Here is a 13,408-nt window from a genome sequence, read left to right as displayed (position 1 = left end):
CTATTTCTTCATACGTTATTGTCTAGCGTTTTCCCAATCAGCGGTAGATTGTTCAATTACTTCTTCCCATGAAATATCTCCACTTAAATAACGCTGCATATTAACCGCCATTGAATCTTCTTGCCAACCTACAGGAGATGCCATAAACACCCAACCAATCGTGTCACCTTCCTGTGCATATTTATATACTGTTTGAGAGAGAGGATCAGCAATACGTTCTGTATCATACCCTTCATATGCAGGAATAAATTTAAACTCATCTAAAACAAAATCTTTACCAGCATCGGATGTATATAACCAATCTAAGAAATCTTTTGCAGCTTGTTGAACTTTTTCATCTTTATTCTTGTTTACTACCCAATATTGAGGAACACCAACTGGCAACTGGCCTTCCAAGCCGTCAACCGGAATTGGAATCATACCGATATTGTTTTCTGCAAACTCCGCGTCCATTTGTTCTACTGTAGGATAAATCCAATTACCTTGCTGAATAACTGCTACTTTTCCAGTTGAGAATAATTGTTCTACTTGTTGAGAGTAATCTAGGCTCAATACTGGTTGTACAGAATATTCATTCTGTAAATCTAGCATACGTTGTAATTCGTCACCTTTTGAAAAAGGAATAGTTGGAGATTCATAAGCCTCCATAATATCATTATTAAAATCTGGTGCGATATACGTATTTGCTAAGTGATTCCCCATTACCCATAGTTCTTTAGCAGGTAAAGCCATTACTGCTTCAAGACCTAAATCTTCTTTTTGACTATCAATTGTAGCGAAAGCTTCTTCCAACGCTTCATAAGTAGTTAATTCCTCTGGATTGATTCCAGCTTGCTCAAAAATTTCTTTGTTATAAATATATCCATATCCTTCTTGGCTATATGGAAGTCCTAATATTTTATCTTCTTCCATAACCCCTGTTAACGTCCCTTCCAATGCTGCTTCAGCTGCTTTTGTATCAGAAAGATCGGCTAAATAATCATGATACTCCTCTACTTCAGTCGGTCCACCAACATTGAAAATTGCCGGTTCATTTCCAGCAGCAAAAGATGATTTTAAGGAAGCAGCATAATCATTTCCTCCACCTACTGTTTGAACATCAATTTTCACATCAGGATTTTCTTCTTCATATTGTTTAACAATTTCTTCAAATTGTTCTTTAAATTCTACTTTAAATTGGAAAATATCTACTACTGTTTTTCCATCTGTTGACTCTTCATTTTCATCACCAGAAGAACAACCAGCTATAATAAGTACAGCTACAAACATAAATGCGATAAACCCTTTTGTAAGAAACGTTTTGTTTCTTTTCATGAACCCCACCCCTAAGTAGTATTTTTTAGTAATTTATGAAAACACTATAAAATAGCGCTTTCATAACACTCTATTAATTTAGGACATATAATTTATGCCCTGGTATGCAAACAAGGAAAACGTTTGCATTAATATATCTGAATAATATCATAAGCATAGGAAACCAACAACCCTTTTTTATCGTATGTTTTAATTACCATACTATTAAAGTTAACTATACCTATGCTCAATAATTGATATAACAACATCTAAGTAATAGAAATTCAACTTCTAATTAATTTAAATTTTATTAAATCGTTTGCATAAATTATGCATAATGCTACTTAATGTTAGGTGGAAGATTCGGTCATTACAGGCAGCTTAATTCCCGCCTAATTGCTTGAAATATATTTTTTATTCCCCGTTATATATGAAATAGATTCTAGAGTATGAAAAAAGCCAAACCAAACACAATAATAATAATTATCGTGTTCGTTTGGCTTACAATAATTATTCTTTTGTTTTTAAGTCTAATGGTACTGGAATTAATTCATCCACATCATTCCCTGCAAAAACTTCTTGCACTGTATTAATCGCTTCCTGTCCCATTAAATCAGGCTGTTGAGCTACTGTCGCTGTTAGTTCTCCTGCTTCTACAGCAGCAATTGCATCATCTACACCATCAAACCCTACAACAACAATATCTTTTCCGGTTGCTTTGATAGCTTCAATCGCGCCTAATGCCATTTCATCATTGTGCGCAAATACAGCATCAATATCGTTATACCCTTGTAACGTATTTTCCATAACCGTTAAACCTTCTGTTCGATCAAAATTTGCCGGTTGAGAAACCAATACATTCAGTTTTTCTTCAGCAACATTATGGAAGCCTTCACCACGTTCACGGGTTGCTGATGCTCCTGCGATTCCTTGAAGTTCAACAACATTTGCATCTTCTCCAACTGTTTCAGCGATAAATTCTGCTGCCATTTCTCCACCAGATATATTGTCTGATGTTATTAATGTTTCGACCTCTCCTTCATCCGCTGAACGATCAATTGTAATAACAGGAATATCTGCAGCATTTGCAGATTGTACCGCTGAAGATACCGCTGCTGAATCTGTTGGGTTAATTAATAAGATATCTACTTGCTGTTGAATTAAATCTTCTATTCCACTAATTTCCACTGAGGCATCATCTTGTGCATTTACAGTAACAATATCCATGCCTTGTTCTTCCGCTTCTTTCACAATCGTATCATGCAATGTAACAAAAAAAGGATTCTCCATTGTAGAAATACTTAGTCCAATTTTTATATTCCCTTCGTTATCTGAACCATTATTTACAAATGGACTTTCCATGGAACATGCTGCTAAAAATAACAACATTACACTTAATAATGCTATTTGGAAATTCTTCATTATATTCACCTCGTTAAGATTTTTTACGATCTAGTAGTACTGCGATTAGGATAACGACACCTTTTACTACTTGTTGATAGAAAGAGGAAATACCTAGTAAGTTCATTCCATTGTTTAAAATACCGATAATCAATACCCCGATAAACGTACCTGCTATACGTCCCTTCCCTCCAGCAAGACTTGTACCACCAAGAACTACGGCAGCAATAGCGTCCATTTCATAGGAAGTACCTGCAGTTGGTTGAGCAGAATTAAGACGTGAAGTAAGAATCATTCCTGCTAACGCTGCCATCATACCACTGATAGAGTAAATAAAGATTTTTACACGGTCTACCTTAATACCTGATATTTTTGCTGCCTTTTCATTCCCACCGATTGCATATGTTTTACGTCCAAATGACATCTTATGAAGTAAGAACCAAAGAATCACAAAAGCAATAATCATCGTTACTGCCGGAACCGGTATTCCTAAAAAGTATCCTTTACCAAATAATTGAAAGGCATAAGAATCTCCTAATCCAGTTACCGGTTTACCATCTGTAAACACTAATGTTAATCCTCTAAATATGGTCATTGTTGCTAATGTAACAATGAATGGTGCCAAGTTTCCTTTTGATACTAAAATACCATTCAGCGCCCCAAAAACAGCACCTAATAAAACACCGATAATCACGGCTAAAATAGGATCAATTCCAGACGTCATCATAATAGCCGCTATCGCACTTGACAAAGCAAGAATTGAGCCTACTGAGAGGTCTATTCCGCCTGTTAAAATTACAAATGTCATACCAAACGCAATTAATCCATTAATAGAAATTTGTCTTAGTAAGTTCATAATATTTGCTGGATCTAAAAATGCTGGATTCATGATGGTAACAGTGACAATTAGTAATACTAAAGCTATTAACGGAATTACTTTTTGCCACATCGAATCTATTTTATTATTTTTCATGCCCATTCCCTCCTGTAGCATATGTCATTATTTTTTCTTGCGTGGCTTCTTCTCGTGCTAATTCTCCTGCAATCTTCCCTTCGTGTATAACCATTACTCGGTCACTCATTCCAAGTACTTCTGGTAAATCAGAAGAAATCATTATAATTGCTAAGCCTCGTTCTGTTAATTCATTCATCAACTGATAAATTTCTCGTTTTGCTCCAACATCTATTCCTCTAGTAGGTTCGTCCATAATTAATACTCTTGGCGATGTCCCTACCCATTTTGCAATGACAACCTTTTGCTGGTTCCCACCAGATAAGTTACCTACAGGTAGCTCCTGGGTCTGTGTTTTAATTTGTAATCGCTTTATCATAAGTTCAACAAAATCTTTTTCGTCTTTACCTTTGATAAACCCTTTACTGGAGAAGCTTTTTAAATTTGATAAACCTATGTTCTCTCTAATCGAAAAGTCTAAAACTAATCCTTCATCTTTTCGGTTTTCTGTAATGAATGCTATTCCTGCTTTCATCGCATCTGTTGGATCTTTAATTGTCATTCTATTACCATCGAGGATTATTTCCCCTTGATCTACATCATCTATTCCAAAAATTGCTCGCATAATCTCTGTACGTCCAGCGCCCATTAATCCGGAAACACCGAGTATTTCTCCTTCTTTAACGGAAAAACTTATATCCTTGAAATAGCCTTTGCGATTAAAGTTATTCACTTGTAATATTGGATCGCCTAATGTAGAAGTACGATCAGGATAACGTTCTTCCAGTTCTCTTCCTACCATTTGTTTGACAACCTCGTTATAGTTTGTATCTTTGATCCAAGATGTTGTTACAGAAGTACCATCTCGCATGACAGTAATACGATCACAAATCGCAAAAATTTCTTCCATGCGATGTGAAATATAAACCAATGAAACTCCTTGTTGTGTAAGCTCTTTCATAATTTCAAATAACTTATCGATTTCTCTATCTGTGAGTGCAGCTGTTGGCTCATCCATGATAATAACTTTAGCGTTTAACATTAGCGCTTTGGCAATTTCAATTAGTTGTTGTTCACCAACAGAGCATTCGCCCGCTTCTTTATCAAAAGGAATTGAAAAATCTAATCTATCGAAGACTGCTTCTGCTTGTTTCTTCATTACTTTTTCTTTTAAGAATCCAAATGCATTTGTCATTTCTTTACCGATAAACAGGTTTTCTAATACGGTCATCTGTGGTAATATATTTAACTCTTGACGTATAAATGCAATTCCTGCTTGCTCCGATTCCTTTGAATCTTTATATTGTGTTTTTACTCCATCAATAGTAATCGAACCTTGGTTTGAAGGGAAAAGACCTGTGAGAATATTCATTAATGTAGACTTTCCAGCTCCATTCTCTCCCATCAGCGCATGGATTTCTCCAGGTTCTAATGTGAAATCTACACCTTGGAGCACTTTGTTGGAACCGAAAGATTTATGAATGTTTTCCATGACAATCTTCATTTTTAATCACTCCTCCTTTAATAAAACTCTACATTCAGTGTCGGTTTTCCGCACTGAATGTTCTTACTACAAGTGCATGACCTAATGGCCCTTGAACAGCGTCATACATTTACGGGTAATTTATATCCAACTTATTCACTATAGGTAAGCTGCATAGTCTTGAAGTAAGGAGATTTCTGCCTGATACATATGTTAGAAGAAAACACCCGATCGTAATATACAATTTGCGTAAGGAGTTGTTTCTCCTGTTCGTATAATTGCTTTCGCTTGTTTACTCAACGATTTGAATTGTTCATGGGTTACATAAGTTATTGGTGTATCGTTAATAAGTTCCTTTACTTGCTTATGTTTTTCAGTATTATCTACCTTAATCTCTTGAGCTAATGTTACTTCTTCAATGACCATATCATCTATTAGTGCATTTAGTACTTCTATAAAAGATGGAGTACCAGGAGTTAAGGCTACATCAATCTTTTTAACTCCTTCTGGAACAGGTAACCCTGCATCGGCAATAACGATTTGATCGGTATGTCCCAAATCAGATAAAAGTTTTGATATATGACTATTTAACATACCTTTTTTCTTCATATGATTTATTCCTCCATCTCTTTTCTTGTTGGCATTCCGCCCTGAGCACCGAATTTTGTAATCGATATCGATGCAGCCTTATTTGCAAAACGAATTGCATCTGTTAATGATTTACCTTCTGCAATTGCAACTGCGAATGAAGCATTAAAGGTATCTCCAGCTCCAGTAGTGTCTACAGGGGTAACTTCAAAAGAAGGAACTACGACTTCTTTTTCACCGTCATAGTAGCGTACACCATTTTTTCCTTCAGTAATGAATAATTTATTAGGATAGCGTTGTAATACCTCGCTTCGGTTCTCATTGCCAAACATAACCGCAAATTCATGTTCATTTGGGGTAAGATAAGTGGCACGTTCTATTACTCTATTGGATACTTCTCTTGCAGGAGCTGGATTTAGTAACACTGGTACTTCGAAAGCGTGGCAAGTTTCTACTACAAACTCCACCGTCTCTTCAGGAATTTCTTGTTGGATCAACACCATATCCGCTTCTTTCAATTTATCCATCGATTTTCTTATATAATCTGACGTCACATAATCATTCGCACCTTTTACGAAAATGATGCTATTATCTTCTTCAGCTAACGTAATATGCGCAGTTCCAGATGCAACATCGGTAACCGGTTCCACATACTTCACAGAAACACCGTTGTCTTGTAAATTGCTTAAAATTTCCTTACCAAACGTATCCTTTCCTACTCTTCCAATCATGGATACATTTGCACCTAACCGAGATGCAGCTACAGCTTGATTCGCTCCCTTACCACCTGGCACCGTTTGAAAATCATTACCAATTATTGTCTCTCCTGCCTTTGGTCTTGCTGGAGCTGTTACGACCAGGTCAATTGATGAGCTTCCTACTACAGTTATATTTACCATCTATATTCCTCCATTTAATGTTGAATTTCTTTCTTTTAAGTAAACAGGTAATTGTTCGTGTATCATACCTAGTTTTTCTTTATTTATGAGTTTTATAAGCATGTCTGCTGCTTTTACGCCCATATCATAAGTTGGCTGATGAATGGTTGTAAGACTTGGATGCACAATTTCACTAATCGTTATATTATCGTACCCGATTACTTGTAAATCAGTTGGTACGTTAATTCCTCTTGTTACAGCTTCATGTAACATCGCAGCAGCTACTAAATCATTACAAGCAATAATCCCTTCTGTATCAGGGAATTGATTAAATAGCTCTTTTGCTTTCTTTCTACCATCTTCAAAAGATAACTGACAATCTATAAAATTGACCGAAACGTTCTTTTCACTTAAATATTGCATCGCTGATTGAAATCGATCATATAACGGTTTCGCATCTTGCGGCCCTCTTAGAACAACAATTTTTTCACAACCAGATGATATTAATTTTTCTGCAGCTAATCGCCCTCCTGATTTATGATCTGCATACACTGCAGGAAGTTCTTCGGTAATACGATCGACTGTAACAACCGGTACACGCAAATTAGTAAGCACTTCATGATGCAAGTGATCCACAGAAGCTATTAATCCAACAACGTTATGTTGTAAAAATGTATCAATATATTCCATTTCCTTTGTGGTATCACCATCCGTATTACCAAAAATAACACGATACCCTTGTTGTTGAAGATTGTCTTCTACTCCTCTTGCTAATGCAGGAAAAAATGGGTTTGTAATATCTGGTAATACAAGTCCAATTAACTTAGATGTTCTTTTATACAAAGACCGTGCAACTTCATTAGGCTTATATTGCAGGTGATTAATTGCTTCCATAACTGCTTTCCTTGTATCCTCATATACATATCCACTATTATTAAGTACTCTTGATACAGTAGCCGCTGATACACCTGCTTTTTTAGCTACATCTTTAATAGTTACTGTCATATTCATTCATTCCTTCAAGAAAATGTGGAACCGTTTACAGATAAAATATTATCATGAAAGCGTTTTGATAGCAATAGAAATTATCACCCGTTACTGTACAGTTTCTGGAAATCCATTATTCTATTTCGTATGATAGAAGGAGACCATAAAGAAAAGGTGGAGCTTATATATGGAATCCTCAGAACATCATAATCATTTAATTAATGAAACCTCTCCCTATTTACTACAACATGTAAATAATCCAGTAGATTGGTATCCATGGGGGGAAGAGGCATTTAATAAAGCAAAAAAGGAACAAAAACCTATCTTTTTAAGTATAGGTTACAGTAGTTGTACATGGTGCCATGACATGAACCGAGAATCCTTTATGGATGAAGAAGTTGCTGCACTATTAAATCAACATTATATCTCTATTAAAGTAGATCGAGAGGAAAGACCTGATATAGATGGTTTATATATGAAAACATGTCAAATGATGACTGGACATGGTGGTTGGCCATTATCAATTATTATGACGGATGACCAAGTCCCTTTTTTTGCAGGAACTTATTTTCCAAAGCACCAAAATTATGGTTTACCGGGGTTAATGGATATATTACCTACAATCGCTAAAAAGTATGATGAAGATCCACAACAAATAACGGAGTATATGGAAAAAGTTGAATATGCATTACAAGAAACGCTTATTAAAAAAAGTAATGAATCACTTACTAGTGAAGATACGGTAAGAACTTACAAACAAGTCAAAGATGTATTTGACTACCAGTATGGAGGTTTTCATAAAGAACCTAAATTTCCTTCTCCCCAACACCTTTCTTTTTTAATTCATTATTACCATATAACTGGAGAAAAAAATGCATTAAAAATGACGGATATGACATTAAAGTCAATTTTTAGAAGCGGTACTTGGGATCATGTGGGATTCGGACTTTTCCGATATGCTACTGATAGAAAATGGATGTTTCCTCATTTCGAGAAAATGCTTTATGACCAAGCTTTTTTATTAGATGTTTGCGTAGATATGTTTCTCATCACGAAAGATCCTTACTATCAATTAAAAGTTGACCAAATTATCCAATTTGTAAAAAGAGAAATGACAGCTGAAAATGATTGTTTTTATGCTTCTTTAAGTGCAGATTCAAACGGAGAAGAAGGAGCTTATTATCTCTGGTCACTTGAAGAAATATATTCTTTATTAGGTGAAGATGAAGGAGATCTGTTCGCTGAAGTATATGGAATTTCCCCAGTGGGTGTTCATCAAAGAAAGAATCTACCTTATCGGCGGGGTATTTCTATAGAGTCACTTGCATCCACTTATGGAATTCATGTAGAGAAGGTAAAGACAACATTGACTAAGAGTTTAGATACATTAGAAAAAGCGAGAGTACAACGAGTAGCTCCTGCAACAGATGATAAGGTTCTAACAAGTTGGAATGGATATATGATAGCTGCACTTGCTAAGGCAGGAAGAGTTTTTCTAAATGAGAATTGGATTAATCACGCTATAAAGGCAATGGCTCAATTAAGAGATTTACTGACCAAAAATAATCGATGGTTCGCAAGTTATCGACATGGAAAAACCAACACGAAAGGATTTCTAGATGACTATGCAGCTATCCTTTGGGGGTATATAGAACTATATCAAGCTACAATGGAAATTGACTACCTTAAAAAAGCAGAAACAATTGCAAACGATATGATTGAACTTTTCTGGGATAGTAATCAAGGTGGATTCTTTTTTGTAGCGAATGACGCAGAGCAATTAATATCCAGAGAAAAGGAAATCTTCGATAGTCCTATACCATCAGGTAATAGCCTTGCCAGCATTCAATTGTCTCGATTAGCAAACTTAACTGAAAATATGAATTATTATCAGTATATTGATACGATGATGTATACTTTTTATAAAGAACTTCATAATGACCCAAGTGGAGCATCTTTCTTTATGCGAAATTTATTTTTACAACAAGACAAGACGAAGCAAGTCATTATCATCGGGGAAAACACGGAAGTTTTCTTTAATCAAATTAGAGAGAGTTATTTACCGAATGTCCATATTATCTCCGTAAAAGATTCTAAGTCTCTAGCCAAGTTATTACCTACTGGAGAGAATTTTAAAAAAATCAATGGACAAACAACCTATTATTTGTGCTCCAATTTTCACTGTAATCAACCAACTACTTCTATTAAGGAAGTTTTAGCAGAAATAATCAAGGAGACTAAGTAGAAAGGAGAGTTTTATATGAAAGTAAAAATGAATGTACAGACTGCTTATCATGGAGAATTATTACGTGCTGGAAAAGTATATGATATCGATGAAGAAACAGCAAAACGTTGGATTGCCAGTAAGATAGCTATAGAAGATAATGAAAGGTAATCCGCATAAGTTTGAAGATCCTAGTTGCTAGGCGCATGCCCCTAATGTAGCCGTTTCTCTCCACGTACAATATGAAGTCAAAAACACTAATAAAAAAAGAAGACTTGTCCACTACAACAAGCCTTCTTTTTTTTATTATCTAGTAAATTATAAAATTAGGTACTTGTAAAGATTACGACGATTGCCGAACTTCCTCAAAAAACAGAGGCGCACTCGCTACGTTGCTAAACGGGCGCTTGCGCCTTTGTTTCTTTATCTATTGGCGAAAAACTCTTCTGCCTCTTCTAAATATTTTTCTTGATCAGGAGTTAGATCATATTCTTCTTCAATGGCAGATACAGGGCATACTGCTTTACAAGCTCCACAATCAATACAAATATCCGGATCAATGTAAAACTGTTTTACGCCTTCTTCTATACAATCAACAGGACATACACTAACGCATTCTCCTGCTTTCTCACCTCTACAAGGGTCAAGTATGACAAAAGCCATAGATGGATTTACCTCCTTACTCATTAAACAATGCTCACCTTAAATGATAAGGGTTTTCAAAAAAGAAGTAAACCATTTGATATCACTTTATCTTTAAACATGTACATCTACACCTGGTCCAAATGGAATACCAGTATAGTAGAAAATTAATAACATAATAGTAAATGTGATTAAGAAGAAAATAGTATAAGGTAACATCAATGCAATGATTGTTCCTAGACCAGCTTTTTTATCGTACTGTCCCACAAATCCTAATACGATTATCATATATGGATTCATTGGAGTAATAACATTAGTAGAAGAATCTGCAATGCGATATGCTGCTTGTACAAATGCAGGACTGTACCCTAAATAATAGAACATTGGTACAAAAATTGGCGCTTCCAAAGCCCATTGTGCCGAACCACTAAATACAAACAAGTTTAGAATTGTTGTAAACAACACAAATGCTAGTATTACTATAATTCCTGTCATTCCAATAGATTGCAAGAATTCAGCCCCACTAATTGCTATCCAGGCTCCCATATTAGTCCAACTAAAGTAAGCAATAAATTGAGAAGCTGCAAACACTAATACGATGAAACCAGACATATCTTTCATTGCTTCTCCCATAAAGGAACCAACATCTCTAGATGATTTAATTTTCCCAACAGTAACCCCATAAGTGACGCCTGCAACTACAAAAAATAATAATAAAATTGGTACGATCCCAGTTAAGAATGGAGAAGGAACAATACTTCCATCTTCACCAGTTAATGGAGAGTTAGGAATCAAAATTGCAGTTACAAGTAATGCGACAAAAATCACACAAGCTATAACCGAATTTCTTAAACCTCTCATTTCTAGTGAAGTAGTTTCTTTTACTTCTTCTCCTGCATTACCTTCGTACTTACCTAAACGTGGTTCTACAATTTTTTCTGTGATGAAACCACCAACAAACGTTAAGATAAATGTACAAGCCATCATAAAGTACCAGTTATCAACAGGAGTTACGGATAAATTCTCATTAACTGTTCGAATTGCTTCTGTGGAAATCCCAGCAAGCAATGCATCGGTTCCTGTGACAATTAGATTAGATGTAAAGCCAGCTCCAACTCCAGCGAATCCAGCTGCAAGTCCTGCTAATGGATGGCGTCCTAGATTATAAAATACCATTGCCGCTAATGGAGGAATGATAACAAAAGCCGCATCGGATGCAATATTCCCTAAAATACCAGTTAGTACAATTGCATACGTAACAAGTGATCTTGGTGCTTTCAAAATCGTACTCTTTATCCCGGTTTCAATTAATCCTACTTTATCAGCTAATCCAATACCTAGCATCATCGTCAATACAATACCTAGAGGAGCGAATCCTACAAAATTTTCCAATGTATCCGATAGTATATATTGGATCCCCTCGGCAGAAAGAATACTCTTTATAGCTAATTCCTCTGGCTCATCACCAGGTACTACGAATGTTACATCAAATAACGAAATTACCCATGAAGCTACAGCAACAAGAGCTGCCAATACGATAAATAATATAAATGGATCGGGAAGTTTATTACCTATTCGTTCGACTCCATTTAAAAATTTTGCCATTCGTGCTTTCCTTTGCTTAGCCAATTTAATTTCCCCCTTTATTTAATTCTTTATCTTCTTTAAAACAAAAAACTCTACGTGGTCTGCCACGAATTCCAGATTGGATCTCACCACATTGTTCGATGATATTCGCTTTTTCTAACAACGTAATGATCCTTCTAGCATTTCGGTCCGTACCTTTAAGCCATCGTGATAAATCTTGAGCGGTAAATTCCCTATGGTTATATTGTTTGCTATATGAAAATATCCGATGGACTACACCTGGGCTAACACCTGTATGTTTAATCTTGTTCCGCCAACTTTCCCCTAATTCAATTGTTTTATAGGAAACAGATGCATCATTCCCATGTTTCACTGTGATTCTTTCGTCTTCATCAATGATAATAATAGAAGGATGGTGTTGATCTTTTTGATGATGGAATCCTTTACGCACATGCTGTTCAGCTTGAGAAACCGTTTCTCCATAGCCAATTGTAATTAGAAGTTCCATATTTTCTTGCTCTTTTACATCATGAATCACACTTAATAATTCCTCCTCAGATAGTGGTCCAATTTCACCTCTGGTAGTGAATATTAAGAATAATCCGTCTCCTATTTGTAATAAAGATCCATGAACCTTTTCGGAAATAAATAAGAGGGTTCTTCGAAGTTCAATTTCCTTATGTTTCATTCGAAAAGAGTAATGAATATCTTCTATTGATGTATCCATATTGACTTGGCAACCAATTACCGCTAGTTGTGCATTTTTATAACGAGAGGTTTTTGCCCTTTCAACTAATATCCGAAAAGTTTGTTCGATTGATAAATAAGAAGGTGTAACACGAAATACTGGAATTCCATTCCTTTTGAGTTCATTGTATGTTTCCCATATAAAGGTGATAGCAATATCGATTTTGCCTTGTTCAAATAATTCTTTATGAAACTCCACTCGTTCTTCTTGATCTGCATATGATTGAAACGGACGATTAAAATAATTTATTTCTTCCAGTCGATAATAAGATACTATCTTTTCAACCTCTTCATTGGTGATTGTATCCATACTTATTCGTTTATACACTTGATTGTTTTCTAGTTGAGCTTCTAATAATGTACCGAAGAAAGTTGATCCACTCATATTTGGATATAAAGCATTAAGATTTGTAACCAACTTCTTTTCGATTGCATAACTGTAATTTAAAATCCCGGAAAAAAACCATTGATCCATTCGAAAATCATTTTCTTGAATAATGGCATGTATTTCTTCTAAATAATTATACGTAAAAGGGGTAATTTCAGTATTCGGAAATTCTTTTGCCACTGCCATTATTTGTTTCACGGAATCAGCAGGTCCAATAACCCCAATTTTTATTTTCACA

12 protein-coding genes are annotated in these 13,408 nt (G+C 35.4%); 2 read left to right on the top strand and 10 right to left on the bottom strand.

Features of this window, described 5'->3' with window-relative positions; all coding sequences use genetic code 11:
- Positions 1-15: 15 nt before the first annotated feature.
- The 7 genes from AQ616_RS08765 to AQ616_RS08735 form a co-directional block, all read right to left on the bottom strand.
- Positions 16-1,314, bottom strand: a complete 1,299-nt coding sequence (locus AQ616_RS08765) for an ABC transporter substrate-binding protein (RefSeq protein ID WP_017797758.1) — start codon at positions 1,312-1,314, stop codon at positions 16-18.
- A gap of 489 nt (positions 1,315-1,803) precedes the next feature.
- A complete protein-coding gene (gene rbsB / locus AQ616_RS08760) occupies positions 1,804-2,715 on the bottom strand; it encodes a ribose ABC transporter substrate-binding protein RbsB (protein WP_069685571.1) in 912 nt (303 codons plus the stop codon).
- 13 nt (positions 2,716-2,728) lie between these two features.
- Positions 2,729-3,667, bottom strand: coding sequence for an ABC transporter permease subunit (locus AQ616_RS08755; protein WP_017797760.1), 939 nt, complete (start codon positions 3,665-3,667; stop codon positions 2,729-2,731).
- Positions 3,657-5,150, bottom strand: coding sequence for a sugar ABC transporter ATP-binding protein (locus tag AQ616_RS08750; protein ID WP_069685570.1), 1,494 nt, complete (start codon positions 5,148-5,150; stop codon positions 3,657-3,659). The genes AQ616_RS08755 and AQ616_RS08750 overlap by 11 nt, the downstream gene beginning before the upstream one ends.
- A gap of 192 nt (positions 5,151-5,342) precedes the next feature.
- The gene (gene rbsD, locus AQ616_RS08745; RefSeq protein WP_069685569.1) at positions 5,343-5,738 is read right to left on the bottom strand and encodes a D-ribose pyranase; all 396 of its coding nucleotides are present in this window, start codon (positions 5,736-5,738) and stop codon (positions 5,343-5,345) included.
- Positions 5,739-5,743: 5 nt separating this feature from the next.
- A complete protein-coding gene (gene rbsK / locus AQ616_RS08740; protein WP_069685568.1) occupies positions 5,744-6,616 on the bottom strand; it encodes a ribokinase in 873 nt (290 codons plus the stop codon).
- Complete coding sequence (locus tag AQ616_RS08735; RefSeq protein WP_017797764.1) at positions 6,617-7,600, bottom strand: LacI family DNA-binding transcriptional regulator; 984 nt, start codon at positions 7,598-7,600, stop codon at positions 6,617-6,619.
- Between the two features lie 169 nt (positions 7,601-7,769).
- Between AQ616_RS08735 and AQ616_RS08730 the strand changes: the two genes are divergently transcribed.
- Together AQ616_RS08730 and AQ616_RS20070 are read left to right on the top strand one after the other, a co-directional pair.
- On the top strand, positions 7,770-9,827 hold the full coding sequence (locus tag AQ616_RS08730; protein ID WP_069685567.1) for a thioredoxin domain-containing protein: 2,058 nt from the start codon (positions 7,770-7,772) through the stop codon (positions 9,825-9,827).
- Positions 9,828-9,842: 15 nt separating this feature from the next.
- The gene (locus AQ616_RS20070; RefSeq protein ID WP_017797766.1) at positions 9,843-9,977 is read left to right on the top strand and encodes a hypothetical protein; all 135 of its coding nucleotides are present in this window, start codon (positions 9,843-9,845) and stop codon (positions 9,975-9,977) included.
- A gap of 252 nt (positions 9,978-10,229) precedes the next feature.
- Here AQ616_RS20070 and AQ616_RS08725 read toward each other — a convergent pair whose 3' ends face one another.
- The 3 genes from AQ616_RS08725 to AQ616_RS08715 form a co-directional block, all read right to left on the bottom strand.
- Positions 10,230-10,469, bottom strand: coding sequence for an indolepyruvate ferredoxin oxidoreductase subunit alpha (locus AQ616_RS08725; protein WP_017797767.1), 240 nt, complete (start codon positions 10,467-10,469; stop codon positions 10,230-10,232).
- A gap of 93 nt (positions 10,470-10,562) precedes the next feature.
- Positions 10,563-12,053, bottom strand: a complete 1,491-nt coding sequence (locus AQ616_RS08720) for an AbgT family transporter (RefSeq protein ID WP_069685657.1) — start codon at positions 12,051-12,053, stop codon at positions 10,563-10,565.
- A 25-nt stretch (positions 12,054-12,078) separates the two neighbouring features.
- On the bottom strand, positions 12,079-13,407 hold the full coding sequence (locus AQ616_RS08715) for a hypothetical protein (protein WP_069685566.1): 1,329 nt from the start codon (positions 13,405-13,407) through the stop codon (positions 12,079-12,081).
- Position 13,408: the final 1 nt, after the last annotated feature.

The sequence above is a fragment of the Oceanobacillus sp. E9 genome (assembly GCF_001741975.1).
Taxonomy (GTDB): domain Bacteria; phylum Bacillota; class Bacilli; order Bacillales; family Amphibacillaceae; genus Oceanobacillus; species Oceanobacillus kimchii.
The sequence above is the reverse complement of the archived record's forward strand: the minus strand, read 5'-3'. Positions and strand labels throughout refer to the sequence as shown.

Excerpts from the sequence above, each read along its gene's own strand:
- AQ616_RS08765 (WP_017797758.1), bottom strand. The coding sequence starts at position 1,314 with ATGAAAAGAAACAAAACGTTTCTTACAAAAGGGTTTATCGCATTTATG.
- rbsB (WP_069685571.1), bottom strand. The coding sequence starts at position 2,715 with ATGAAGAATTTCCAAATAGCATTATTAAGTGTAATGTTGTTATTTTTA.
- AQ616_RS08755 (WP_017797760.1), bottom strand. The coding sequence starts at position 3,667 with ATGAAAAATAATAAAATAGATTCGATGTGGCAAAAAGTAATTCCGTTA.
- AQ616_RS08750 (WP_069685570.1), bottom strand. The coding sequence starts at position 5,150 with ATGAAGATTGTCATGGAAAACATTCATAAATCTTTCGGTTCCAACAAA.
- rbsD (WP_069685569.1), bottom strand. The coding sequence starts at position 5,738 with ATGAAGAAAAAAGGTATGTTAAATAGTCATATATCAAAACTTTTATCT.
- rbsK (WP_069685568.1), bottom strand. The coding sequence starts at position 6,616 with ATGGTAAATATAACTGTAGTAGGAAGCTCATCAATTGACCTGGTCGTA.
- AQ616_RS08735 (WP_017797764.1), bottom strand. The coding sequence starts at position 7,600 with ATGACAGTAACTATTAAAGATGTAGCTAAAAAAGCAGGTGTATCAGCG.
- AQ616_RS08730 (WP_069685567.1), top strand. The coding sequence starts at position 7,770 with ATGGAATCCTCAGAACATCATAATCATTTAATTAATGAAACCTCTCCC.
- AQ616_RS20070 (WP_017797766.1), top strand. The coding sequence starts at position 9,843 with ATGAAAGTAAAAATGAATGTACAGACTGCTTATCATGGAGAATTATTA.
- AQ616_RS08725 (WP_017797767.1), bottom strand. The coding sequence starts at position 10,469 with ATGGCTTTTGTCATACTTGACCCTTGTAGAGGTGAGAAAGCAGGAGAA.
- AQ616_RS08720 (WP_069685657.1), bottom strand. The coding sequence starts at position 12,053 with ATGGCAAAATTTTTAAATGGAGTCGAACGAATAGGTAATAAACTTCCC.